General features: G+C 59.3%; 22 protein-coding genes. 3 read left to right on the plus strand and 19 right to left on the minus strand.

Annotated elements, in window-relative coordinates; genetic code table 11:
• Nucleotides 1-278: 278 nt before the first annotated feature.
• From recG to B0B07_RS01175, 5 genes are all read right to left on the minus strand, one after another.
• Entirely contained in the window at nt 279-2,321 is a 2,043-nt protein-coding gene (recG, locus tag B0B07_RS01155; protein WP_076756541.1) for an ATP-dependent DNA helicase RecG, read from the minus strand.
• Nucleotides 2,308-3,210 (minus strand): L-serine ammonia-lyase, iron-sulfur-dependent, subunit alpha, encoded by a 903-nt coding sequence (gene sdaAA, locus B0B07_RS01160; RefSeq protein WP_076756542.1) that lies wholly within the window; start codon nt 3,208-3,210, stop codon nt 2,308-2,310. The genes recG and sdaAA overlap by 14 nt, the downstream gene beginning before the upstream one ends.
• 16 nt (nt 3,211-3,226) lie before the next feature.
• Nucleotides 3,227-3,889, minus strand: coding sequence for an L-serine ammonia-lyase, iron-sulfur-dependent subunit beta (sdaAB, locus tag B0B07_RS01165; RefSeq protein ID WP_076756543.1), 663 nt, complete (start codon nt 3,887-3,889; stop codon nt 3,227-3,229).
• A gap of 140 nt (nt 3,890-4,029) precedes the next feature.
• Nucleotides 4,030-5,694: a DAK2 domain-containing protein gene (locus B0B07_RS01170; RefSeq protein ID WP_076756544.1), complete on the minus strand. Its 1,665-nt coding sequence runs from the start codon at nt 5,692-5,694 to the stop codon at nt 4,030-4,032.
• Between the two features lie 19 nt (nt 5,695-5,713).
• Nucleotides 5,714-6,076, minus strand: coding sequence for an Asp23/Gls24 family envelope stress response protein (locus tag B0B07_RS01175; protein ID WP_076756545.1), 363 nt, complete (start codon nt 6,074-6,076; stop codon nt 5,714-5,716).
• Nucleotides 6,077-6,298: 222 nt separating this feature from the next.
• On the opposite strand from B0B07_RS01175, the gene rpmB reads away from it, so the two are divergent.
• Nucleotides 6,299-6,487, plus strand: a complete 189-nt coding sequence (rpmB, locus tag B0B07_RS01180; RefSeq protein ID WP_076756546.1) for a 50S ribosomal protein L28 — start codon at nt 6,299-6,301, stop codon at nt 6,485-6,487.
• 39 nt (nt 6,488-6,526) lie between these two features.
• Here the strand turns inward: rpmB and spoVM are convergent, their stop codons facing one another.
• From spoVM to gmk, 13 genes are all read right to left on the minus strand, one after another.
• Nucleotides 6,527-6,706, minus strand: a complete 180-nt coding sequence (spoVM, locus tag B0B07_RS15565) for a stage V sporulation protein SpoVM (RefSeq protein ID WP_407643860.1) — start codon at nt 6,704-6,706, stop codon at nt 6,527-6,529.
• Nucleotides 6,676-7,311: a thiamine diphosphokinase gene (locus B0B07_RS01185; protein ID WP_234982226.1), complete on the minus strand. Its 636-nt coding sequence runs from the start codon at nt 7,309-7,311 to the stop codon at nt 6,676-6,678. Before B0B07_RS01185 ends, spoVM begins: the two co-directional genes overlap by 31 nt.
• 17 nt (nt 7,312-7,328) lie before the next feature.
• Nucleotides 7,329-7,994, minus strand: a complete 666-nt coding sequence (gene rpe, locus B0B07_RS01190) for a ribulose-phosphate 3-epimerase (RefSeq protein ID WP_076756548.1) — start codon at nt 7,992-7,994, stop codon at nt 7,329-7,331.
• Nucleotides 7,991-8,878: a ribosome small subunit-dependent GTPase A gene (gene rsgA, locus B0B07_RS01195; RefSeq protein ID WP_076756549.1), complete on the minus strand. Its 888-nt coding sequence runs from the start codon at nt 8,876-8,878 to the stop codon at nt 7,991-7,993. The genes rpe and rsgA overlap by 4 nt, the downstream gene beginning before the upstream one ends.
• A gap of 30 nt (nt 8,879-8,908) precedes the next feature.
• Entirely contained in the window at nt 8,909-10,870 is a 1,962-nt protein-coding gene (pknB, locus tag B0B07_RS01200; protein WP_076756550.1) for a Stk1 family PASTA domain-containing Ser/Thr kinase, read from the minus strand.
• On the minus strand, nt 10,867-11,628 hold the full coding sequence (locus tag B0B07_RS01205; protein WP_076757452.1) for a Stp1/IreP family PP2C-type Ser/Thr phosphatase: 762 nt from the start codon (nt 11,626-11,628) through the stop codon (nt 10,867-10,869). Before B0B07_RS01205 ends, pknB begins: the two co-directional genes overlap by 4 nt.
• 35 nt (nt 11,629-11,663) lie before the next feature.
• Nucleotides 11,664-13,016, minus strand: coding sequence for a 16S rRNA (cytosine(967)-C(5))-methyltransferase RsmB (gene rsmB, locus B0B07_RS01210; protein WP_076756551.1), 1,353 nt, complete (start codon nt 13,014-13,016; stop codon nt 11,664-11,666).
• Nucleotides 13,013-13,954, minus strand: coding sequence for a methionyl-tRNA formyltransferase (fmt, locus tag B0B07_RS01215; RefSeq protein WP_076756552.1), 942 nt, complete (start codon nt 13,952-13,954; stop codon nt 13,013-13,015). The genes rsmB and fmt overlap by 4 nt, the downstream gene beginning before the upstream one ends.
• Nucleotides 13,951-14,451 (minus strand): peptide deformylase, encoded by a 501-nt coding sequence (def, locus tag B0B07_RS01220; protein ID WP_076756553.1) that lies wholly within the window; start codon nt 14,449-14,451, stop codon nt 13,951-13,953. Before def ends, fmt begins: the two co-directional genes overlap by 4 nt.
• A 29-nt stretch (nt 14,452-14,480) precedes the next feature.
• On the minus strand, nt 14,481-16,889 hold the full coding sequence (priA, locus tag B0B07_RS01225) for a primosomal protein N' (protein ID WP_076756554.1): 2,409 nt from the start codon (nt 16,887-16,889) through the stop codon (nt 14,481-14,483).
• On the minus strand, nt 16,879-18,096 hold the full coding sequence (gene coaBC, locus B0B07_RS01230) for a bifunctional phosphopantothenoylcysteine decarboxylase/phosphopantothenate--cysteine ligase CoaBC (RefSeq protein WP_076756555.1): 1,218 nt from the start codon (nt 18,094-18,096) through the stop codon (nt 16,879-16,881). The genes priA and coaBC overlap by 11 nt, the downstream gene beginning before the upstream one ends.
• Before the next feature lie 72 nt (nt 18,097-18,168).
• Nucleotides 18,169-18,393, minus strand: a complete 225-nt coding sequence (gene rpoZ, locus B0B07_RS01235) for a DNA-directed RNA polymerase subunit omega (protein WP_076757453.1) — start codon at nt 18,391-18,393, stop codon at nt 18,169-18,171.
• A gap of 7 nt (nt 18,394-18,400) precedes the next feature.
• Nucleotides 18,401-19,018 carry a guanylate kinase gene (gmk, locus tag B0B07_RS01240; protein ID WP_076756556.1) on the minus strand — a complete coding sequence of 206 codons (618 nt, stop codon included), beginning with the start codon at nt 19,016-19,018 and terminating at the stop codon, nt 18,401-18,403.
• Between the two features lie 152 nt (nt 19,019-19,170).
• Here gmk and B0B07_RS01245 point away from each other — a divergent pair, with 152 nt between their 5' ends.
• A complete protein-coding gene (locus tag B0B07_RS01245) occupies nt 19,171-20,865 on the plus strand; it encodes an Rqc2 family fibronectin-binding protein (protein WP_076756557.1) in 1,695 nt (564 codons plus the stop codon).
• A 58-nt stretch (nt 20,866-20,923) separates the two neighbouring features.
• Here the strand turns inward: B0B07_RS01245 and B0B07_RS01250 are convergent, their stop codons facing one another.
• Nucleotides 20,924-22,171 (minus strand): erythromycin esterase family protein, encoded by a 1,248-nt coding sequence (locus B0B07_RS01250; RefSeq protein WP_076756558.1) that lies wholly within the window; start codon nt 22,169-22,171, stop codon nt 20,924-20,926.
• Nucleotides 22,172-22,356: 185 nt separating this feature from the next.
• Between B0B07_RS01250 and B0B07_RS01255 the strand changes: the two genes are divergently transcribed.
• Complete coding sequence (locus B0B07_RS01255) at nt 22,357-24,243, plus strand: multicopper oxidase family protein (protein WP_076756559.1); 1,887 nt, start codon at nt 22,357-22,359, stop codon at nt 24,241-24,243.
• Nucleotides 24,244-24,460 lie beyond the last annotated feature (217 nt).

Here is a 24,460-nt window from a genome sequence, read left to right on the forward strand (position 1 = left end):
TTTTACGGAAACCATGGTGAACTTTACCTGAACGGGGCCGGGTTTTACCTTAAAATCGCCGGGTTTTCCCTAATCTTCGAGTTTTCCCCGAACCTCGCCGAGCTTTCCCTTGACCGCCCCGGGTTTTTCCCAAACCGTACCGGGTTTTCCCTAACTTTCACCAGGCTCCCCCTGAACCTCACCGATCACGCTCCGACCCTCTCCGACCTCCCCCCTGAACCCCGCCGGGCTCTCCCCGTTTCCTTCGCAAAAATAAAAGTCCGATGAACGGGCCGGCTTCAGTCGATCCGTTCATCGGACAGCGCCCCGGACTCCTCAACGAGCAGCCGGAGACATGCGTATTCGGTTTCGTTCCAGAATTCATCGCTCGCGACAAGGCGTTCGGCATCCTGCCGGGCCGTATTGAGCGCCCGGTAGTCATGGACCGGGTCCGCCACCTTGAAGTCCGGCATGCCGCTTTGGCGCTTCCCGAAAAAATCGCCCGGCCCGCGGAGCTCCAGGTCTTTTTCGGCGAGCCGGAAGCCGTCGTTCGTCTCAGTCATGGACTGCATCCGCTCCCGGCCGACCTCGGTTTTCGGGTCGGCCAGCAGCACACAGAATGACTGGTGGGCCCCACGGCCGACACGTCCCCTCAATTGGTGGAGCTGGGCAAGGCCGAATCGTTCCGCATCGGAGATGACCATGAACGTGGCGTTCGGCACGTTCACGCCGACCTCGACGACGGTCGTGGAGACGAGCACATGGATGCGCCCTTCCGCAAATTCGCGCATGATCTGTTCTTTTTCATCCGGATGCAGCCGCCCGTGCATCAGCCCGACGTTGAAGCGCCCGATGAAATACTGCCTGATCTGTTCATACATGTCGACCGCATTCTGGACATCCAGCTTGTCCGACTCCTCGATGAGGGGGCAGATGACATAGGCCTGCCGCCCAGCCCCCAGTTCGCTCCCCATCCTGCGCAGCACTGCGGCAAGCGAATCCCGCTTTGTCCAGTACGTTTCGATCGGCTGCCGGCCCGCCGGCATTTCATCAAGGACGGAAACATCCATCTCGCCGAATGCGGTGATCGCCAGCGTCCTCGGAATCGGCGTCGCCGTCATGAACAGGACATCCGGCTCCTCCCCCTTCTCCTTGAGGATGCGGCGTTGCGCAACGCCGAACCGGTGCTGCTCGTCGGTGATGACAAGGCCGAGCTTCTTGAATGCCACATCGGGCTGGATGAGGGCATGCGTCCCGATGACAAGGTCCAGTTCGCCCGATTCAAGCTGTTCGAGGATGAACCGGCGGGCCTTCGCCTTAGTCGAACCCGACAGCAGGGCGATCCGGACGCCGTGCGGCTCCAGCCAGTCCGCAAGCGTGCGGGCATGCTGCTCGGCGAGGATCTCGGTCGGCGCCATGAGGGCACCCTGCGCACCCGCCGTGATGGCGGCGTAGAGGGCAATCGCGGCCACTGCCGTTTTCCCCGACCCGACATCCCCCTGGAGCAGGCGGTTCATCCTGACCGGCTCCCTGAGCTCGGCGCACAATTCGTTGACGACCCGCTTCTGGGCGCCCGTCAGTTCAAACGGCAAGGAGTCGATGAAGAGCCGGAGCCGGTCGATGTCGTAGTGGAGGACCGATCCGCGCCCGGCTTCTTTTCTGATTTTCTTCATCGCCTGCATCTTGAGCTGGTACCCGAGGAACTCTTCATAGACGAAGCGACGGCGGGCATGCTTCACATGCTCCGCATCCCTCGGGAAATGCATCCCCTCAAGCGCCTCCGCCATGTCCGGCAGGCGGTATTCGGACCGGATCCCTTCGGGCAGGCAGTCCTCAAGTTCCCCGGCGGCCGTGTCGAGCGCCGTCCGGATATACCGCCTGAAGGTCTTCTGGTGCATGCCGCCCTTCAGGCTGTATACCGGTTCAAAGTCTTCCCCTTCCCTTTTGGGGCCTTCCTTGAACGAGCTGACATTGATGACCTGCCTGCCCCGGTCCCACTTTCCCGTGACGGTGACGGTCATGCCCGGGGCGAGCCGGTTCTTCAGATAATGCTGGTTGAAGAATACTGCCTTGACGAGATGACGGCCAGCCAGCAGACGGATCTGCAGACGGGATTTGTTCCGCCCGCTAAAGAAAACGGAAGGCTCGCTCTCGACCCTTCCCTCAATGGTGACACGTTCTTCATGCGGGGTTTCCGCAAGGTCTTTCAGGCGGTTGTCCTCGTGCCGGTACGGAAAGGTCATGACCAGGTCGCCGACCGTTTCGATCCCGAGCTCCGACAGGTTTTTCGCCGCTTCTTTGCCGATCCCCTTCAGGGTGCCGACAGGGTCATTCAACGCCACTTTCGGCTGCCTTCTTTCCGAAGATCTCCGCTTCCAGCCTCTTCCCGGTCGGGGTTGCCGCCAGGCCGCCTTTCGCGGTTTCCCGGAGGGCGGACGGCATGGCGCGCCCGATCCGGTGCATCGCTTCGATCACTTCATCGGTCGGGATGACGCTGACGACGCCCGCGAGCGCCATGTCCGCGCCGACGAGCGCCTTCGCGGCACCCATGGCGTTGCGTTTGACGCACGGAACCTCGACGAGTCCCGCAACCGGATCGCAGACGAGCCCGAGCATGTTCTTCATGACGATCGAGAAGGCCTCCGCGCTTTGCTGCGGCGTACCGCCGGCCATCTCGACGATTGCCGCAGCCGCCATGGAAGCGGCGGATCCGGTTTCCGCCTGGCATCCGCCCGCGGCGCCGGAGATCGAGGCGTTATTCGCGACGACAAAGCCGAATGCGCCGGACGTGAACAGGAAGTTGATCATCTGCTCACGCGTCGGGTTCAGCTTGTCCTTCACCGCGAACAGCGTACCCGGCACGATGCCGGCGGCCCCGGCGGTCGGGGTCGCACAGATCATTCCCATCGCCGCGTTCACTTCATTCGTTGCGACCGCCTTGCTCACCGCGTCAAGCAGCAGGTCGCCCGACAGCGACTTCCCGCTCTTGATATAGTTTTGTATCAGCACCGCATCCCCGCCTGTCAGGCCGGATGTCGAGTGGACGCCCTGCAGTCCCTTTTCCACCGCTTCCTCCATTACTTCGAGGTTGCGCTCCATCTGCGCGACGACCTGTTCCCTCGTACGCCTGGTGATCTGCATTTCCTGCTCGATCATGATCTCTGAAATCGGCTTGCCGGTCTCTTCCGCAAGGGCGACCAGTTCCTTAACCGACGAAAATAAAATATCCAACGGGATTCCCCCTTTGTTAGTCTGCAAGAATCGAAACTTGCGTCACGTTATCAAGGCCCGAGATGAGCCCGATCATGCCGTCATCGATGATCTGGTCGACCTCGATGACCATGAGCGCCATCTCGCCCTTCTCTTTGCGCCCGCATTCCATGTGGGCGATGTTGATGCCTTCCCGGGCAAGTGAGTTGGACACGGCGGCGATGACGCCCGGCCGGTCGTGGTGGACGATGAGCAGTGCCGGATAATGTCCGGTCAGGCGCAGCGGAAATCCGTTCAGCTCGGTCACTTCCATCTTGCCGCCGCCGATCGAAATCCCCGTCAGCTCCATCTCCCCGTCTTTGTCGCCGATTCGGAGCATCGCCGTGTTCGGATGTTCCGGCTCCTCCTCTTCGGGAATGAATTCAAATTTCATGCCGACCCGCTCCGCTTCTTCAAAGGCGGTCCGGATCCGGTCGTCGTCCGTGTCGTAATCAAGAAGGCCGCCGATGATGGCCACGTCCGTCCCGTGTCCTTTGTAGGTTTCCGCAAACGATCCGTACAGGTGGATCTCCGCCCAGTCCGGCCTGCGGCCGAACAGGGTCCTGGCCACCCGGCCGATGCGTGCGGCACCCGCTGTATGAGATGATGACGGCCCGACCATGACCGGACCGATAATATCGAAAACTGACCTGAATTTCATCGATGTTTGTCCTCCTTCGGGACTTTCTCCCCTTTATTTTACATGATTTTCGAATCAGACTCAAAACACACGTTCGTTCATGAAAGCGCTTTCCGGCCTTTCACGGGAACGGCGCACCGGATTGTCGGTGCGCCGTTCAATTATTCCACGGAGAGGATATACGGGTACAGCGGCTGCCTGCCGTTGTGGATCTCGACTTCCACGTCCGGATGACGCCCTTCGATATACGCGCCGATCGCCGCAGCAGAATCTTCGTCCGTGTCGGAACCGAAAAGGATCGTCACGATTTCGGAATCCTCATCGATCAGCCCGTCAAGGAGCGTCCGGGTCACTTCGTCCAGCGACTCGCCGGCCTGCACGATTTTCCCTTCTGCAATGGCCATAAAGTCATCTTTCCGGATGGCGACCCCGTCGATTGTCGTATCACGGACCGCGTTTGTCACCTGACCGGTGCGCACATGGGCGAACGCGCCCGTCATCGCCTTGGCGTTTTCCTGGACGGACGCTTCCGGGTTGAAGGCGAGAATGGCGGCAAGGCCCTGAGGAACCGTTTTCGTCGGCACGACCGCCGCCTCGATGCCGGCCATCTCTGCCGCCTGCTCGGCGGCCATGATAATGTTTTTGTTGTTCGGGAGGATGAGCGCACGTTCGGCGCCGACTTCCCGGATCGCCTTGACGATATCTTCCGTCGACGGGTTCATCGTCTGTCCGCCCTCGATCACCGCGGATGCCCCGATGCTCTTGAACAATTCGGCGATCCCGGGACCCATTGAAACCGTGATGACGGCATACGGATGGGTCTCGGCCGGCTTGGTGCCCCGGTCCGCGCGGTGGCCTTCACCGACGATTGCCGTGTGCTGCTGCCGCATGTTCTCGATCTTGATGTTGATGAGGCTTCCGTATTGTTTGCCGTAACTGAGCACATCGCCGGGTTCTTCGGAATGAATATGTACTTTTGCAATCTCGTCATCCGAGATGACAAGCAGGGAATCGCCATATCCACTCAGATCTTCACGGAACTTCTGCTCGTCGAACGGATGGACTGCAGTCTTGTCTTCTTCGAACTTGACCATGAACTCGGTGCAATAGCCGAATTCGATGTCCGATGTGTCCATGAACCCCTGCACATTCCGGTGGTGCTCTGCACTGACGAGTTCATCCATCGATGCCTCTGCGGTCCGCTCCGGAAGCTTCTCGCCCTTCAGCGCGGCGAGGAAACCTTCATAGACATACACGAGCCCCTGGCCGCCGCTGTCGACGACCCCGACTTCCTTCAGTACGGGAAGCAGGTCCGGCGTGCGCTTCAGGGAAGCTTTTGCTTCTGCGGTCAGCGCCTCCATCACATGGATGAGATCGTCATCTGATTCCGCAGTCTCGACCGCTTTTTTCGCCGCATCTTTCGCGACGGTCAAAATTGTCCCTTCGACCGGCTTCATGACCGCTTTGTAGGCCGTATCCACTCCCGCCTGGAATGCACCGGCGAATGCCTTGGCGTCCAGCGTATCCTGCTGTTCAATTTCCTTGCTGAAGCCGCGGAACAGCTGGGAAAGGATGACGCCGGAATTTCCGCGCGCACCCATGAGCAGACCCTTTGCAAGGGCCTGCCCTGTTTTTCCGATGTGGGCGGTCGCCCCGCGCTCCGTTTCTTTTGCACCTGATGTCATGGAAAGGTTCATGTTCGTGCCCGTATCGCCGTCCGGCACCGGGAACACATTGAGCGAATCCACGTAGTCGGCATTGTCGGACAGGTGATGGGAGCCCATCATCACCATTTCCGCAAATCGATGTCCGTCTAATTGTTTCATAACCGTTCGCTTCCTCCTTCTACAGGTTCGTCACACGGACTCCCTGGACAAAAATGTTGACGGATCCAACCGCCATTCCGAGCAGCTTGCTCAGTGTATATTTCACTGTGGACTGGACCTGGTAAGCAACTTCGGTTATTTTCGTGCCGTAGCCGACGATCACATACATGTCGATGTGGAGATCCTCCCCGACATTGCGCACGATCACACCTTTTGTGAAGTTCTCTTTCCGGAGGATGTCGGTCAGGCCGTCACGGATCTGGTGCCTGGATGCCATCCCGACGATTCCGTAGCATTCGATGGCTGCGCCGCCTGCCGCCTGGGCGATCACATCATTCGAGATTTCTATCTTGCCGAACTCATTTTTCAATCCGATCGACATGGTAACGCCTCCTAAAGTCCTTTTTGACTATCGCCATTGTACTATACCGGGCATAATTAGAAAAGATGCACCGCAGGGTGGCGCAGGTGCTGTAAAGGCTTTTTTCTTGATAAGGGGCCGTTTCATGTTGCATCGTCTCCTGCTTTATGATAAATTATTTTAGTATGTGAGATGACGCAACGAAGCACCGTCTTCATCTTCACCGAAGAGGAGGGAAACAACATGTCTAAACAATGTGTAGTGACAGGACGCAAAGCCGCTGCCGGCAACAAGCGCTCCCACGCTATGAACGCCAACCGCCGCACTTGGGGTGCCAACCTCCAGAAAGTGCGCATCATGGTCGACGGCAAGCCGAAGCGTGTCTGGGTATCCGCCCGCGCACTGAAATCCGGCAAAGTCGAGCGCGTGTGACTTTGATAAAGCAAGTGAAAATGCCGGGCTGACATATTGTCAGCCCGGCATTTTTCGTTTGCGTTTCTTTTTGGCGGGAGGAGGTGCGCTGCTTTCTTCCCTGTGGAATATCTGTATGCATTTTCTAGCAACGCTGCTCACCATTTTGGGCAGCCGGAACGTGTACACTCTCATTTTTTCCGCTCCTTTCAGGCATCGGTGCTTCTTATCATCAAACATATGCCTGTCTGGAATGAGATAGTACAAACCTCGGAGATTGCCTCGTTGCTCGTATACAGCGTCGTTCCGGGAAGAATCAGCCCGTCCTGCAGCTCATATCGGAATCCGTCAAGGACGACCCCTTCCACTTTTTCGCTGAAGGCGAAAAATGAAACATAGGGGAACTGATCGGATTTCGTGATCTTCGTTTCCCCGGGATGCAGGAAACTCAGCTCGTTGTACCGGTCAAGGATCCGGAACCGGATTCCCGGATGGGCGCGCTGCATCCGGAAAACCGCATGCATTGCCGACTCGGCATGGTCCAGCCTGCCGCCCGTCACCCCGGTGAGCGTGACGGTCCGGGGCGAACCGGCCACCGCTTCCAGGAGGGCGAGTTCGGTGTCGGTCTCGTTTTTCTCAACCGGCACCCGGATCAACCGATCTGATCCTGACCGGATTTCATCGAGTTCCTCTTTGTTCACCGAATCAAAGTCCCCCACCGCTGCAGCCGGCCGGATTCCTTGCCGGACGAGCCGGAGAGCCCCGCGGTCGGCGCCGATGAACACCGTGTCCGGTCCGGATAGCCGGCCGAGCGGCGGAATGACGCTGCCGGGCCCTCCGGCCACGACAACCGCCTCCGAGGTCATTGGAGGGCGGCCGCCGCTGCTCCCCGGATGCCCTGGAGGGCGGCCCGGCGGTCATCCTTCCCGAATATGGCGGAGCCCGCCACGAACACACTGGCCCCAGCCCGCGCGCATTCCCCGACGGTTTCCGCGGTCACTCCGCCGTCCACTTCAATCTCGACGTCCAGGCCGCGTTCTTTGATGAGCGCGGCTGTCCGTTCGATTTTCGGAACGACCGAACGGATGAACGACTGGCCGCCGAACCCGGGGTTCACCGTCATGAGCAGGACCATGTCGAGGTCCTCGATCACATAGTCCAGGACATCGACCGGCGTATGCGGATTGAGCACGACTCCCGCTTTCACCCCGTGAGACCGGATGAGCTGGACGGTCCGGTGCAGATGCGGGCAAGCCTCTGCGTGGACCGTGATGATGTCCGCGCCGGCTTCCGCAAATTCTTTGATGTACCGGTCCGGTTCCTCGATCATGAGATGGACATCAAGCGGCAGATCCGTCACCGGACGAAGCGCCCGGACGACGAGCGGCCCGAATGTGATATTCGGGACGAAATGTCCGTCCATGACATCGATATGAATATAGTCGGCTCCTGCCTGCTCGGCTTCCTTCACTTCTTCTGAAAGTCTGGCAAAGTCGGCTGACAGGATGGAGGGTGCAATTTTGATCATGAAGAATACCTCGGCTTTCGGTCTATGATTTCCTGCATGAACAGCACATAGTCGTCATATCGGAAACGGGCGGCAGCGCCCGATTCGACTGCGGCTTTCACTGCACATTTCGGTTCTTTCAGATGCAGGCAGCCCCTGAACTTGCACTGATCGGACAACTGTGCAAATTCGATGAAGCAATCCGGCAGATCTTCTTTTTCAAGGTGGTCGAAGTCAAGCGAACTGAAGCCCGGCGTGTCCGCAACGAGGCCGCCGCCGTATTCGATGAGCTCGACATGCCGGGTCGTGTGGCGACCCCGGCCGAGCGCATCCGAGATTTCATCCGTCTTCAGTTCCAGTTCCGGCATGAGAGAATTCAGGAGCGTCGACTTGCCGACGCCGGACTGGCCGGTGAGGACGGTCGTCTTGCCTTCAAGGAACGGCTGGAGCCTGCCGGCCAGGTCCGCGTCCCCGATGCGGGTTTCGATGACCGGATAGCCGATGCCGCTGTAATAATCGATGTACGGACGCAGCCGTCCGGTGTCGCCGTCATCCAGCAGGTCGGCCTTCGTGAGGCAGATGATCGGATCGACGCCATACGATTCAATGACCGTCAGGAAACGGTCGAGCAGCCTCGGCGAGAAATCCGGCTCTTTCATTGAGAATACGAGGAGGGCCTGATCGACATTGGCGATCGGCGGCCGGACAAGCTCGTTCTTGCGCTCATGGATGCCCATGATTACCGCATCGTTGTCACCGTCCACTTCGTAGTCGACAAAATCTCCGACAAGGGGGGTCACGCCCTGGTTCCGGAACACCCCTCTCCCCCTGCCCCGGATCGTCCTTCCATCGTTGTAGACGTAGTAAAATCCGCTCAATGCTTTCCGGATCTGTCCGTTCTCCAAACTTTCACCTTCCCTTTCATGCGTACACCGTCATTCGTAAGGAATCGTTTCTTCCGCAACGGTTTTTCCGTCCCGCTCGATCCGGTAGGTGGCACTGCCGCCTTCCTTGATTTCCATGCGGATCCGCTTTGTCGTGTCTTCCGTGATCTCGAACTCTTCTGCAGGTTCTTCAATCTTATGGGAAAGGTCCCCGATGTAGATGGTGACCTTCTGCGCGGCCCCTTCCTCGGACGGCTCATAAGGGATCGTGACCCCCTGTATGAATGTCTTGACCGGATCCGCCTCGGCACCCTTCGAGAGGACCACCTTGATCGTCGCCCCTCTCTCCAGCTCCGTGCCCGCTTCCGGTTCCTGGGACAGCACGCGTCCCGCCTCTACGGAATCGGACGGCTTCTCCGCCGTGATCCGGATGTTGAATCCGGATGTCCGGGCATATTCGTTGAGCTCGTCTTCATCAAAACCGCTGAGGTCCTTCGTCGAGATCTTCTCGATGCCCTTGCTCACGGTCAAGACGAGTTCGGTCTCCGAAGGGACGATCTTTTCCCCGCCCTCGGGTTCCTGGCGGATGACGGTCCCCTCGGGCTCATCCGAGTATTCCTCTTCCTTCCGCACATTCTTGAATCCGAATTCGTCCACGATTTCCGATATCGAGTCGTAGTCACGGCCCGTGAAGTCGGTCAGCTCGACCGGCTCCTCGCCCGCACTGATGACAAGGTCCACTTCCGTTCCTTCGTCATTCAGCGATCCGGCACCGGGCGATGTGCGGATCACCGAGCCTTTTTCGACGTCCGGGGAGTGTTCCTCGGTCTGGCCCCCGATTTCCAGGCCTGCGTCCCGTATGAGGGACATCGCTTCCTCGGCAGGCTTGCCGGTGACATCCGGCACCTCTGCCTGTTTCGGACCGAATACTCCGAGCAAGTACAGGAGGACGCCGACGAGCGCCGCCAGGATGACCGTCCCCGCCAGCAGCCATGGCCATTTTTTTCGCTTCCGCTTCTGTTTTTGCTCCTGTTCCTTTGCGGTCACCGGTTCAGGCGGTGTTTCTGTCATGGGTGCCGGTTCGGGGACCCGTGTATCGCCGGCGGGCCTTCCCGGCATATCCTTGATCGCGGGCATCGCCTTCGTCGCTTCGTCATCAGGCGGAGGCGGCATGAACTTCGGCTCGTCCCTCCGTTCCGGAGAGAGCACCGTGCTCAGATCCTTCAGCATCACTTCCGCGGACGGATACCGGTATGCCGGATTCTTTGCGGTCGCCTTCAGGATGACGTTTTCGAGGCTCTGCGGAATGTCCGGCCGCTCGTCCCGGACCGGCGGGGTCTCCTCATGAAGATGCTTCAGCGCAATCGACACCGGCGATTCGCCTGAGAACGGCAGCTTTCCGGTCAGCATTTCGTAAAGCACGATCCCGAGCGAGTACAGGTCGGATCGTTTTGTTGCAATCCCGCCCCTTGCCTGTTCCGGAGAAAGGTAATGCACGGTCCCCATCACTGAATTCGTGCGTGTGAGGGCCGTCGCCGAGAGTGCCATCGCGATGCCGAAATCGGTGAGCTTCACCCTGCCGTCACCGTCCATCAGGATGTTCTGGGGCTTGATGTCGCGGTGGATGATGCCATGCAGGTGCGCGGCGGAAATCCCGTCGCACAGCTGCATCATGATGTCGACTGCGCGGGCTGCCGGCAGCGGCGCCTTTTCCTGGATGTATTCTTTAAGCGTTTGTCCCTCGACGTATTCCATGACGAGGTAATGAAGTTCACCGTCTTCCCCGACGTCATAAATATTGACGATATGCGGGTGGATCAGACTGGTCGCGGACAGCGCTTCCCGGTGGAACCGCTTCCGGAGCTCTTCTTCATCCGCCAGGTCATAGCGGAGGATTTTAATCGCGACGGGGCGGTCCAGGATCATATCCCTTGCAAGATAGACCGTGGACATGCCGCCTCCGCCGAGCAGTCCGAGCACTTCATAACGCCCGCTGATCCGCTTTCCGATCATCGGCCATCCCCCTCCCGGACCTCGTTGTCGATGAGGATGACTGAAATATTGTCTTCGCCGCCCCGCTCATTTGCTGACGCGATGAGCAGATCGGCCCGCTCTCCGGCAGTGCCGTCTGCAAGGACGGTGTCCGCAATCTCATCGCCCGACAACTTATTGCTGAGCCCGTCCGAGCAGAGAAGCAGCGCGGTCCCGTGCCCAAGTTCCACCGGGATGATGTCCGGTTCCGCCTCTGCGTCCGTCCCGAGCGCCTTCATGATGACATTGCGCTTTGGGTGCTGGACGGCTTCCTCTTCCGTGATTTCGCCGTTTTCCAGCAGGATGTTGACGAGGGAGTGGTCTTTGGTCAGCTGAGTCGCGCCGTCCCGGCGGATCAGATACGTCCGGCTGTCGCCGAGATGGCAGACCGTCACTTCTCCTCGCGCGACGATCGCCGCTTCGAGCGTCGTCCCCATCCCGCGGCATTCTTCATTTTGGCGGGAGTATTCATACAGCTCCCTGTTCAGCGTTTCGGTTGCACCGGTCAGCCAGGCAGCCCGGCCCTCGTGTGTGGCGAGGGAACCGGGATCGGTTTTGCCGAATTCTCTCATCATGCCTTCGACTGCCATCCGGCTTGCCGTATCCCCGCCTTTGTGGCCGCCCATTCCGTCGGCGACGATCGCCAGCAGGATGCGGCCATTTTCCTTCGTGAAGATCGATGTATGGTCTTCATTGACCCGTCTTTTCATCCCTACATGTGTTTGCACTGCAAAATCCAAATGAATCCCCCGCTTCCCCGGCAGGTGCCGGCGGCTCATTCCGTTCGTTTTCTGAAAGCGGCGACGAAGAAACCGTCGCCTCCGAAGTCCTGCGGCAATACCTGGAGCATGCCGTCCTCAAATCGGAGGTTGCCCGGAAGGACTTCCTCAAGATCGAGGCGTTCCATATCCGGGAACTGTTCCAGGAATTGCCCGGCTGTTTCCCGGTTCTCCTCGCGGTCAACGGTGCACGTGCTGTAGACGAGAATACCGCCCGCCCTGAGCAGGCTGTGGGCTTCCCCGAGCAGGCTCAGCTGGATGTCCGGCAATCCTGCGATGTCTCTTTCCGATTTGGAATATTTGATGTCGGGTTTCCGGCGGATGACGCCGAGTCCGCTGCACGGTGCATCCACGAGGATCCGGTCGAATGAACCGGCTTCCAGTTCACCGGCAAGCTTCCTGCTGTCGGCGGTTCCGGTCCGGATGCTGTTCAGGCCGAGCCGCGCGGCATTTTCTTCGATCAGCTTCACCTTGTGCGGATGGAGATCGTAGGCGAGCACCTCGCCCCGGTCATCCATCAGTTCCGCGATATGCGTTGTCTTGCCGCCCGGGGCCGCACACATGTCAAGCACCCGCATGCCGGCCCTTGCATCGAGCGCGATTGCCGGAAGCATGGAACTTTCATCCTGGATGGTGACAAGCCCTTCCCCGAAAGCACGGCTTCTGGCTGCATTGCCTCCTCTGATCCGGATGGCACCGGGAACGACGGGGCTCGGTTCCGCATCAAATCCGTCGGTCCGGAGCGACTGCAGGGCGTCATCCGCCGTTCCCTTCGTCCGGTTCACGCGGACCGTCTGGACGGGCGGCTCGTTGTTCGCTGCTGCCATCGCCTCGGTTTCTTCCGTCCCGTACTGGCCGGCCCATCTTCTGATCAGCCATTCCGGATGGCTCGTGGAAACAGAAGTCCGCTCCGTCCAGTCCCGGATCTCGCTGGGGTCTTTCACCCCGTTGCGGATGACCGACCGGAGAATGCCGTTCACCATCGAAGCAATCCCCTTGTGGCCGCGCCGCTTGGCGATTTCAACCGCCTCATTGACGACGGCATGGTCGGGGATCCGCTCGAGGTAAACGAGCTGATAGACCGACAGGCGCAGCAGCTCTCGCACCCAACCCTCCACTTCCCCGCGGATGAACGGGGCCAGATAGTAGTCGAGCGTCATCCGGTGCTGGATCGTTCCGTATGTGAGCTCTGTCAGGAGCGCGCGGTCCTTCGCGTCCAGTTTGTAATCTTCGATGGTCCGGTGCAGGAGCAGATTGCTGTACGCCTGGTCCCGGCTGACCGCGACGAGGATGCTGAGCGCTGCATCCCGGACATTCCCTTCCCATTTGCCCGCCTGGCTCCGGCTCATCCGAACAGGTCCCCTTCGGCCATCGAGGCGCCGGCACCGTTGAGGAACCCGGCCGCGTCCATCCGCTTCTTGCCGGAAGGCTGGAGCTCTGTGATGCGGATCGCCGCACCGTCGCCGCCCTGGACGGTGACGGCTCCTCCTTTGATGGAGATGACTTCTCCGGGCGCGGCCCCCTCCCTGCCCGCTGCAGGTTCGGAACGCCAGACTTTCATCGTCTTCCCCTCGTACTCTGTGAATGCGCCCGGCCACGGGCGGAGTCCGCGGATCTGATTGTGGATTGCGGCGGCAGGCCGGTTCCAGTCAATCTTCTCCTGTTCTCTCGTAATGTTTCCGGCAAATGTCGCCTTGCTGTGATCTTGAGGGATCCGGTCGTTCGTTCCTGCGATGACGGCAGGCAGCGTCTCTTTGAGAAGCGCAGTGCCGGCTTCGGAAAGTTTCCCGAACAGCTCTCCGGTGTCCTCGTTTCCGCCGATCGGAACCCGGACCTGCGAGATGATGTCTCCCGCATCAAGCTTCTCGGCCATATACATGATCGTCACGCCCGTCTCCGTCCGGCCGTCGATGACCGCCTGGTGGATCGGAGCGCCGCCCCGGTATTCCGGAAGCAGCGAGGCATGGACATTCAGGCAGCCGAGGACCGGTGCATCCAGCAGGTCTTTCGGCAAAATCTGGCCATATGCCGCAGTGACGACAAGGTCCGGCTTAAGGGAGATGATCTTTTCCAGCTCCGGCGAGCCTTTCAGCTTCTCAGGCTGAAGGACGGGGAGGCCGAGCTCCAATGCCGCTTCTTTCACCGGAGGAGGGGTCAGGATTTTCTTCCGTCCGACGGGGCGGTCAGGCTGCGTGACCACTGCGAGCACGTCGTACCCTTCTTCACGCAGCATCCGGAGGACGGGCGCCGAGAAGTCCGGCGTTCCCATGAACACGATGCTCGTCATTGTTCTTCCTCCCCTTCCGCCGCCATCTCCTCGAGTTCCTCTTCCGTGAGGATGCGGATGATCTTCGAATCAAACAGGACACCATCAAGATGGTCGATCTCGTGCAGGATCGCCCTCGCTTCGTAGTCTTCCGCTTCCAGCTCATACCAGGAACCGTCACGGTCCTGAGCATGGACCTTCACGCTGTACGGGCGCTCCACTTCTCCGTAGAGTCCGGGGAAGCTGAGGCATCCCTCCACGTCCGTGTCGGTGCCGCCGGTTGCGACGACTTCGGGATTGATCAGCCAGATCGGCTCCTGGCCTTCGCCGAGGTCGACGATCGCCGCACGGACCCCCTCGTTCACCTGGGGAGCAGCGATGCCGATCCCGTCGGCCTCGATCATCGTTTCGTACATGTCATCGAGCAGCGACTGGAGCCCCTTCCCGAAATCCGTCACAGGTCTCGCCGGACGGCTCAGGATCGGCGACGGGTGTTCCACGATTTTCCGGATTGCCATTGAACATTCCTCTTTTCCATCTGCCGGTTTCAACTGATGGAAGAAGGGTTCATGTCGATTGACATGAGCAGGCCCTCTTTCATCCAGCTGCTTCTGTAGATCTTCACGAGATCCGTCAGAACGCCGGCCAGCTTTGGTTCTTTTTTGTATTTTATCAGACATTGATAGCGATATCTATTGTTCACGCGGGCCACTTCGGAGGCCGTCGGACCGATGATCACCGTGTCCCCGCCGAGTTTCCCGGCGAGCCATGCCACGGCTTTTTCCGCGGTGTCCGCGACGGTCATCAGATCCTCGTGGGAGAAGCGGATGAGCGTTATATAGTAGAAAGGCGGATAGGAGAACCGTTTCCGGTTGGCCATCTCGATTGCATAGAACGGTTCGAAAGCCTGTTCTTTCGACAGTTCGACCGCATAATGTTCAGGCGCATAGGTCTGGATGTAGACCTGGCCCTCTTTCTCATGACGGCCCGCCCGGCCGCTCACCTGGGTGAGCAGCTGGAACGTCTTCTCGGCAGCGCGGAAGTCCGACAGGCGGAGCATCGTGTCTGCCGACAGCACGCCGACGAGCGTGATATTCGGAAAATCAAGCCCTTTTGCGATCATCTGGGTGCCGAGCAGAATGTCGGCCTCCCCGTCCCCGAACTGGCGGAGCAGCTTTTCGTGCGCCCCCTTCTGGCGGGTCGTGTCCACATCCATGCGGAGCACACGGGCCTCGGGGAACAGCCGGTGAAGTTCCTCCTGGACCTTCTGCGTGCCCGTGCCGAAGAACCGGATATGTTCGCTGCCGCATTCCGGACAGATGAGCGGAACCGGTTCCTCATGCCCGCAATAATGGCACTGCAGCCGCTCCGACGCACGGTGATAGGTGAGCGAGATGTCACAGTTCGGGCACTGGACGGCCGTCCCGCAGTCCCTGCAAAGGACGAACGATGAATAGCCGCGCCGGTTCAGGAACAGGACCGTCTGCTCGCCTTTTCCGAGGCGGTCGCGGATGGCTTCGGCCAGATCGACGGAGAACATCGATCGGTTGCCGTTTTTCAATTCTTCGCGCATGTCCACGATCCGGACTTCCGGAAGCGGCTGCTGCTTCGCCCGTTCCGACAGGGTCAGGAGGGTATAGACCCCCTTGTGTGCACGTGCGAACGATTCCAGCGAAGGCGTCGCACTTCCGAGGATGACCGGGCAGCCGTGCATTTCGGCACGCCGGATCGCCACATCCCGGGCATGGTAGCGGGGGCTGTCTTCCTGCTTGTAGCTGGATTCATGCTCTTCGTCGAGGATGACGGCACCAAGATTCCGGAAGGGAGCAAAGACGGCGGAACGGGCGCCGACGACGACTTTCACTTCCCCGCGCTGTACCTTCCGCCATTCGTCGTATTTCTCGCCTGCGGACAATCCGCTGTGCATGACGGCAACGAGCGGTCCGAAGCGCTTTTTGAATCTGGACGTAATCTGCGGGGTCAGGGAGATTTCCGGCACGAGGACGATCGCTTCCTTCCCTTGTTCAAGGACCCTCCGGATCACCTGCATGTACACTTCCGTCTTGCCGCTTCCCGTGATGCCGTGGAGGAGAAACGTCTCTTCCCTGCCTTCATCCGCTGCACGCGAAATCCGGCTGACGGCGTCGGCCTGCTCGTCCGTCAGCATGACCGGATCACCGCCGGCTTCGTCCAGGAGGCCGACTTCGGGCTTCCGGTACACTTCCACTTCCGTTTCGGCCGCCGCCCCTTTTTCGAGGAGCGCCTTTACGGTGGCACGGGTCGTACCGGTCAGTTCCATGACGTCCCTCGTGGGGATGGTCTCCCCGGCATGGGCAAGCATCCAGTCGATGAGCGCCGCCTGCCGGTGGGCGCTTTTCTTGATGCCTTCCCGGACGTCCGCAAGGTTCTCGGGCCCCGCGATGTGAAGGACCCGTTCTTTTTTGATGCTCGTCCGCTGCCGGATCCCCGTTTCAATCGAAATGGCGCCTTCCTGTGAAAGCCGCTTCAGTGAAGGCAGCAGCCGTTCCGGAAATTCTTTCAGTGCGACCGCATTCCGGCTTCCGATGATGCCGGCGGCTTCGCTACCGATCCTGTCCGGCTCCAGGACGTGGATCACTTTTTCATATTTTGCCCGGAGTGCGGAAGGGAGCATCACCTGCAGGGCATCGATTTCAAAGCAGAGCGTCTCCCTTTTCATCCAGTCGGCCAGATCCAGCATTTCGCCCGTGAGGACCGGCTCCAGGTCGAGCAGTTCATCGATCGGCCGCAGCTTGTTCACGGGGATGTCACTCTGTTCCTTGAAACCGGTGACGAATCCGAGGACTTTCCGGTTGCCGAACGGCACCTTCACGCGCGCCCCCCGCTCGATGACCGTTTCCATGCGCTGCGGCACGAGATAATCGAACGGCCGGTCGACCGGATGGGCGGAGACGTCGGTGATCACCTCAGCGATCATTCCGGCCACCCCCGAAGATCCGGCTGAGCAGCCTCTCCGCGAGTTCCTTTTTTTCCAGCGCCGGGAACGGCTCGGACGACCCGTCACGGCCGTAGAGCGTGACGACATTCGTCTCGCTGCCGAATCCTCCCTGCGGATTCGTCACGTCGTTCGCAATGATGAAATCGAGGTTTTTCCGCTCCAGTTTCCCTTTGGCATACTCCTCGACCCGGTCCGTCTCCGCTGCGAAGCCGATGAGACACTGATGGCTCTTCCGTTTTCCGAGCTCTTTCAGGATATCGGTCGTCCGCTCAAGTTCAATGGAAGCGTCCCCTTCCTGCTTTTTCATCTTCCCGGAATGGACGGTCTTCGGCCTGTAGTCGGCGACTGCCGCAGCTTTGATCACCGCGTCGGCGGTATCGAATTCAGCCAGCACCGCCTCGAACATCTCCCGTGCACTCTCCACATGGACGGCACGGACGCCGGCCGGGATTTCAAGCTCCACCGGCCCCGTCACAAGCACAGTCTCCGCGCCGAGCCTCGCCGCCGCCTCCGCCATCGCGTAACCCATCTTGCCGCTCGAAAAATTGGAAACATAGCGGACAGGGTCGATCCGCTCACGGGTCGGACCGGCCGTGACGATCACTTTTTTCCCTTCCAGCAGTCGGGGTGCGGCCGGCTGCACATCGTCGAAGCGGGCTTTGATGAGTTCCACGATGCGCTCCGGTTCTTCGAGCCGGCCTTTCCCGACATAGCCGCAAGCGAGAAAACCTTCCGACGGCTCGATGAACCGGTATCCGTCCCCGTGCAGCCGGCTCATGTTGCGCATGACCGCCGGATGGCCGTACATATGGACATTCATCGCCGGTGCGATCCAGACATCGGCCGTAACGGCCAGCAGCGTCGTGGTCACCATGTCGTCCGCAATGCCGTTTGCCAGCTTGCCGATGACATTCGCGGTTGCCGGCGCCACGAGGACGAGGTCCGCCCAGTCCGCCAGATCGATATGCGCGACGACGGCGGGATCCTTCTCGTCGAAAGTGTCCAGATATACGTCATTGCGGGACATCACCTGGAAGCTCAGCGGGTTGACGAAGCGCGTCGCCGATTCGCTCATGATCACTTTGACTTCTGCCCCTGCCTGCGACAGCTTGCTGACGAGCGCCACCGCTTTGTAAACGGCGATGCCGCCGGTCACGCAGATGAGGATCTTTCTGTTTTTCAGCATTGTGAAGCACCCTTTCCGAACGAAAACTCCCAAAGAACGAAGATTCTCCGGGAGTTTTCACTGTTTCTATGTTTACATCTCGTCTTCGTACTGGACATTGGCGTCGGAGGCTTCCTTCGTCAGGACGCCTGCCGCCACTTCTTCCAGCGCCATGCCGACGAACTTCTCGGATTCGTAGTCACCGAGCAGGGAGTTGTTTTTTTCCTGGAGCTCGCGCGCCCTCTTGGACGCAATGCTCACCAGCGTGTATTTTGAATCGATCTGGCGTTTCAGCGAGTCGATCGACGGATAAAGCATCATTTGATCATTCACCCTCCAGCATAAGTTTGTAACGTTGTTCCACGCGTGTCCGGCGGCAGTGCTCAGCCGTGATGATCGCATTGATGCGGTCGCACGCCCTGCTCACTTCGTCGTTCTCCACGACATAATCATACAGGTGCATCATCTCGAGCTCTTCCCTCGCCTTTTCCACACGTGAACGGATGACCTCATCCGTCTCGGTGCCCCGGCCGATGAGCCGCTGCTCAAGCTCTGACAGATCCGGCGGCGCAAGGAAAATGAAGACGCCGTCGGGCATCTTTTCCCTTACTTTCGCCGCTCCGACGACTTCGATCTCCAGGAACACATCACGCCCCGCATCGAGTGTCTCATTGACATAGTCAAGCGGGGTTCCGTAATAATTGCCGACGTATTCGGCGTGCTCCAGCAGTTTCCCTTCTCCAATGAGCCGTTCGAACTCGGCCCGTTCCTTGAAGAAGTAGTCCTTGCCGTCCACTTCCCCTTCCCTCGGCTTCCGGGTCGTCATCGAGATTGAATATTCATAGTTCGTGTCCGGCTGTGAAAATAGTTCCTTGCGCACCGTGCCCTTGCCGACGCCCGACGGCCCCGACAGGACGATGAGCAGGCCGCGTCCTTTTTTCATAAACGGTTGATCCCTCTTCAATTCATGGTCCGCCTGTGCAAGCCGGTGAGCCCGGGATGCTGCGGGATTATGGTCGTTGATGGAGCAATTATACCATATTCGTGGCTGCGGATGCTAAAATGGGAACAAACGCAATGAAAGAGGCAAAACTTATGGCATTTGATGGTTTGTTCACAAAAGCAATGACTGCAGAGCTCCAGCAGCTCGTCGGCGGACGCATCTCCAAGGTCCAGCAGCCGAACCAGCAGGAGATCCTCTTTACGATCAGGGCCGGCCGGACGAACCACCGGCTCCTCGTCTCGATCCACCCTTCTTATTCCCGCATCCAGCTGACGGATGAGCCGGTTGACAATCCGATGCAGCCTCCGACTTTCTGCATGTTCCTGAGGAAGCATCTCGAAGGGGCCGTCATCACGGGGATCCGGCAGCCGGGAGCCGACCGGATCATGACCATTTCAGTCCGGGGCCGGGATGAAATCGGCGATGACACCGAGCGGGACATCCATGTGGAAGTGATGGGCCGCCACAGCAACCTCATCCTGACCGATCCGTCGCGCAACCTCATCCTCGACAGCATGAAACATCTGCCGCCGTCCGTGAACAGCTACCGGACGGTCCTGCCCGGCCAGCCGTTCGTCCCCGCACCCCCGCAGGACAAGCTGGATCCGGCGGAGGCATCCGACGGGGAGATCCTGGACATCATCGAAGCGGCAGACTCCCCTGGGGCGATCGTCAGGAGAATCGCAGGGTTTTCCGCGCTCCATGCCGAGGAGCTCCTGTTCAGGATCCGGGGTGCCGAGCCGGAGAAGAAACTGGCCGCGTACCGAACCTTCATCGACGCATTCCAAAAAGGCGGAGACTGCCCGAATCTGTGCGTATCCGGCGGGAAGACCTTCTTTTCAGCCAATGAACTGCTGCATCTTGAAGGCGAGGTCAGACGCTACCCGTCGCTGTCCGCACTTCTTGACAAGGTATACCATGCCAAGGCGGAGCGCGACCGCGTGAAACAGCAGGCAGGCGATCTGGAGCGATGGCTCATGAATGAGATCGCCAAGCTCAAGAACAAGATGATCAAGCTGCGCGCCGAGCAGGAACAGGCCGGGAAACTCGACCGCCACCAGCTGTTCGGCGAACTGATCACCGCCAATCTGTACCGGATCAAAAAAGGCGATGCAGCCGTCGAAGCGGTCAACTATTATGATGAGCACGGAGGTACAGTGGACATCCCCCTCGACCCGCGCAAGACTCCGTCGGAAAACGCCCAGAAGTACTATTCCAGGTACAATAAGGCCAAGCATGCGCTCGTCAAGATCGCCGAACAGCTCGGACATGCGGAGGAAGACATCCGTTACTTCGAATCCCTGCTACAGCAGGTCATCCAGGCTTCCGCAACGGACATCGAGGAGATCCGGGATGAACTGGCGGAGCTCGGTTATCTGAAGGCCCGCAAGTCCAGGAAAAAGAAAAAAGAAACCAAGCCCGCTCCGGAATCGTTCGTCTCATCGAGCGGCGTCCCGATCTCCGTCGGGAAAAACAACAAGCAGAATGACCATCTGACGTTCAAAACGGCCAAGCGCAACGAAACATGGCTGCACACGAAGGACATTCCGGGCTCCCATGTCGTCATCCATTCGCCGGAACCCGACGAAGAGACGATCCGGGAAGCCGCGTCGCTCGCCGCCTGGTTCAGCAAGGCACGGGAATCCTCTTCCGTCCCGGTCGACTACACGGAAGTCCGTCACGTGAAGAAGCCGAACGGGTCCAAGCCAGGGTTTGTCATCTATTTCGAACAGAAGACGGTCTTTGCCGATCCCGACGAAGACCTTGTGAAGAAGCTGAGAAAATAATCCCAAGGCGTTCCGCATCCCGCACAGACGGGTTTTCGGAACGCCTTTATCGTTTCCTTCAAAGCGGGCGAAGGGCCTTTGTATGCTCAAAGAAAACGAATGCGTCGTATCTGCGGCCGACCCTCGAGTCCACGAAGTTGCCATACGCTTCAAAATCCGGATGATAGACGACGCCGATCGCACGGTGGCCGATCCAGCCGGAGAAAAGGTCCCGGTTCGACTCATCGAACAGCAGGACCGCATCTCCTCCGGCCGCTGCGCTGAGCTGCCCTTCCCATGTCCCGAGTTTGGCGGGCGGCACCCTCATCTCCTCGTACGGAAGGCCCCATTCACGGGATGCGATCACCGTTCCTTCATTCGTGCCGAAACCGACCGCATATACGGCTTCTTTTCCGTATTTCTCCCGGACGAGCTGGCCGACATTGACCATCCCGTCCGTCTTCATCGACGTTTCGGACGCATCGCCGATATGCGTATTGTGCTCCCAGACGATGACTTTTGTACCCGCACCGTGGTGTTCGATGAGTCCGGCCACCGTTTCCGCCATATGGGTGTCCCGGATATTCCATGATGCCGCGTCATCCGTGAGCATGGACCGGTAGTATTCCTCTGCATCTTTGGCGACAAGTGCGTTCATCTTCAGGTCCAGGTCCTGCTCTCCCTTTTCCCTGCCAACAGATCCCTGCAACCGGATGGACGAAAGGAGTTCGGTGACTTCCTTGATGCACGCTGCGGATAAATGCGCGGTCGACCATGCATAATGCTCCGGCATCCGGTTGTACGGCTCAAAGCAGGAAAACGCCTTACGGGCCAAATCCGGATCCGTCCCGTAGTGAGGATGGGCCTTCAGGAATTCCAGCACCTCATCGATCGACTCGTAGAGGCTGTACAGGTCGATGCCGTAAAATCCGGCCTTTTTATCTTCGGATTTCCGCGAGTTCTCCAACTTCAGCCATTCCACAAACGATTCGACTTCCGTGTTCGCCCACATCCACTCCGGCCAGCGCCGGAACGCGTTTTTCAGCATTTCTTCCGCAGATGATGCCGGATGGAGTCCCCGGACAAACCGGTTCACTTCCTGGGCGGACGGCCAGTCCCCCTCGACAGCGACGGCCGAGAACCCTTTTTCTCGGATGAGCCTCTTCGAAATCTCCGCACGTGCCGCATAAAATTCTGATGTCCCGTGAGAAGCTTCACCGAGCAGGACAATATTTGCATCCCCCGCCGCTTCCACAAGGGCATCCATTGATCCTTCATTCAGCGGCAGAGCATGCCCGCTTATTGCCTTCATCAGCTTCTTCGGCATATCGGCACCCCTCCCTTTCGCCTCAGCATACCCGGATCGGGGACAAAGCACTCCCCGGCGCGGGGGGTTCGCCTTTCCGGCCCTCAGGGCGCTTGGTCACCCTCCGCCGGCATGACGGTCATATACTGAAGTGCGGGCTGAAGAGAGACCCGAGCACGAAAATACCGGTAAAGGAAAGGATCTGAATGAACAAGCGCGTCAATCCGGCTGATCCGTCCACAATCCCCAAATTCACGGAACCTCTGTCAAAGCCGCCCGTCGCCAAGCCTGTCCATCACTGCGATTATCCCGACGGCTCCTACTACGAACTCGAAATGAGAGAGGCCTGCCATCGGTTCCACCGGCTTTTCCCGCAAACCCGCATCTGGGGTTACAACGGGCTCCTCCCCGGCCCGACATTCGAGGCGAGGAAAGACCGGACACTTTACGTGAAATACCTCAACCATCTCCCCGACCAGCACTTCCTTCCTCTTGACCGCACGTTGCATTCCTCGTTTGATACAGCCGATGTCCGGACAGTCGTCCATCTGCACGGTGCAAACGTGGCCTGGGAAAGCGATGGCCACCCGGAAGCCTGGTATACCAAAGGCTACAAAGAGACCGGACCGAAGTTCACGAGGGAAGTCCATGAATATACGAACCACCAGTCCGGCACGACACTCTGGTACCATGACCACGCCATGTCCCTCACCCGGCTCAACGTCTATGCCGGACTTGCGGGTTTCTATCTGCTGAGGGATGCGCTGGAAGACCGTCTTGCGCTGCCTTCCGGCAAGTATGAGTTCCCGCTCATGATACAGGACCGGACATTCAACGAGGACGGCTCCCTCTTTTATCCGGATTCCCCGCCATTCCCCGTGACGGTGCATCCGTCCATCACCCCGGGCGTCACGGGCAATACGATCACGGTGAACGGAAAAGTGTGGCCGTATCTGAGCGTCGAGCCCCGGAAATACCGGTTCCGCATCCTCAATGCGTCCAACAGGAGGGGGTATGCGCTCAGCCTGTCGAATGGTTCGCCGTTCCATCAGATCGGGACCGACGGAGGATTCCTGGCTGCACCCGAGGAACTGGATACCGTCGAACTGCTGCCGGCAGAGCGGACAGACCTGATCATCGATTTCTCCGGCATGGAGGGACAGCAGATCACCCTGCTCAACAGCGACACCGAGTTCCAGCTCGACGAACATACCGGAGTGGTCATGCAGTTCCGGGTCGACCGGCCGATGACCGGCGAAGACACGAGCCGGATACCGGAAACGATGCGCCCGGACATGGCGATGCATGAATCGCACGCCCACATCATCCGGGACCTGCCGCTCACGGCAGACACCGATGAATACGGGCGGCCGATGCTCATGCTGAATGACCGGATGTATCATGACCCGGCAACCGAGAAACCGTCGCTCGACAGCATCGAACGCTGGAATTTCTTCAATCTGACCCCGATCCAGCACCCGATCCATGTCCATCTCGTCCAGTTCAAGATCCTCGGGCGCAGGCCGTTTGACACGGAACTGTTCGAGCAGGGCATTCTCCGGTGGACCGGCCCGTTCGAACCGCCGAGGGATTACGAACGGGGATGGAAAGATGTCGTGAAGGCAGACGTCGGGAAGATGACCTCCATCATCATGCACTTCAAGGAGCACACCGGCCACTATATCTGGCACTGCCACTTCCTCGAACACGAGGACCATGACATGATGCGTCCGATTACGATCATCGGGGATGCCCACCCCGTCCAGCTCCCCCATGCCGGTGAATCCCATCCCGAACCGCCGGATGACAGCCGGGACACGGAAGGATCCGCACAGGAGGCCGCCGACAGGGAAGAGGCCGGCCCCGCACCGGCAGGGCTGGCAGAAAAAGCCGCAACACGGGGAAGCGCCGGCCCCGTCAGACAGGAAGCATTTGAAAAACTCGCCCCGGAAAAAGTCCTTTGCGGCAAACCTCCGGCCGAAGAAGGACCGGCTGCCGCACAGGAACCGGCTGCCGTTTCGGATGATCCGATACTGCAGGCAGCCGCAGCTCCTGCCCGGAAAAGACGTCGGCGGAGAAAGAAGAAACCCTGATTCCAAATAGATCATGCCAAAAGACGTGCAAAAGGAGATCACAGTCTTCTCCGATTGCACGTCCTTTTTGGTTTCATGCCATACATCTGACCTGCAGGACGGTCAGTCCGTCGCCGATCGGGACCAGGATGGAGTCAAGCCGGATGCCAAAGCGAGGGTCATGTCGAACAACTGCATCTCGCCTGTCTGTCGCTTCGGTTCGGCTTTTGGAGCAGCG

This window comes from Edaphobacillus lindanitolerans, from assembly GCF_900156305.1.
GTDB lineage: Bacteria > Bacillota > Bacilli > Bacillales_A > Planococcaceae > Bhargavaea > Bhargavaea lindanitolerans.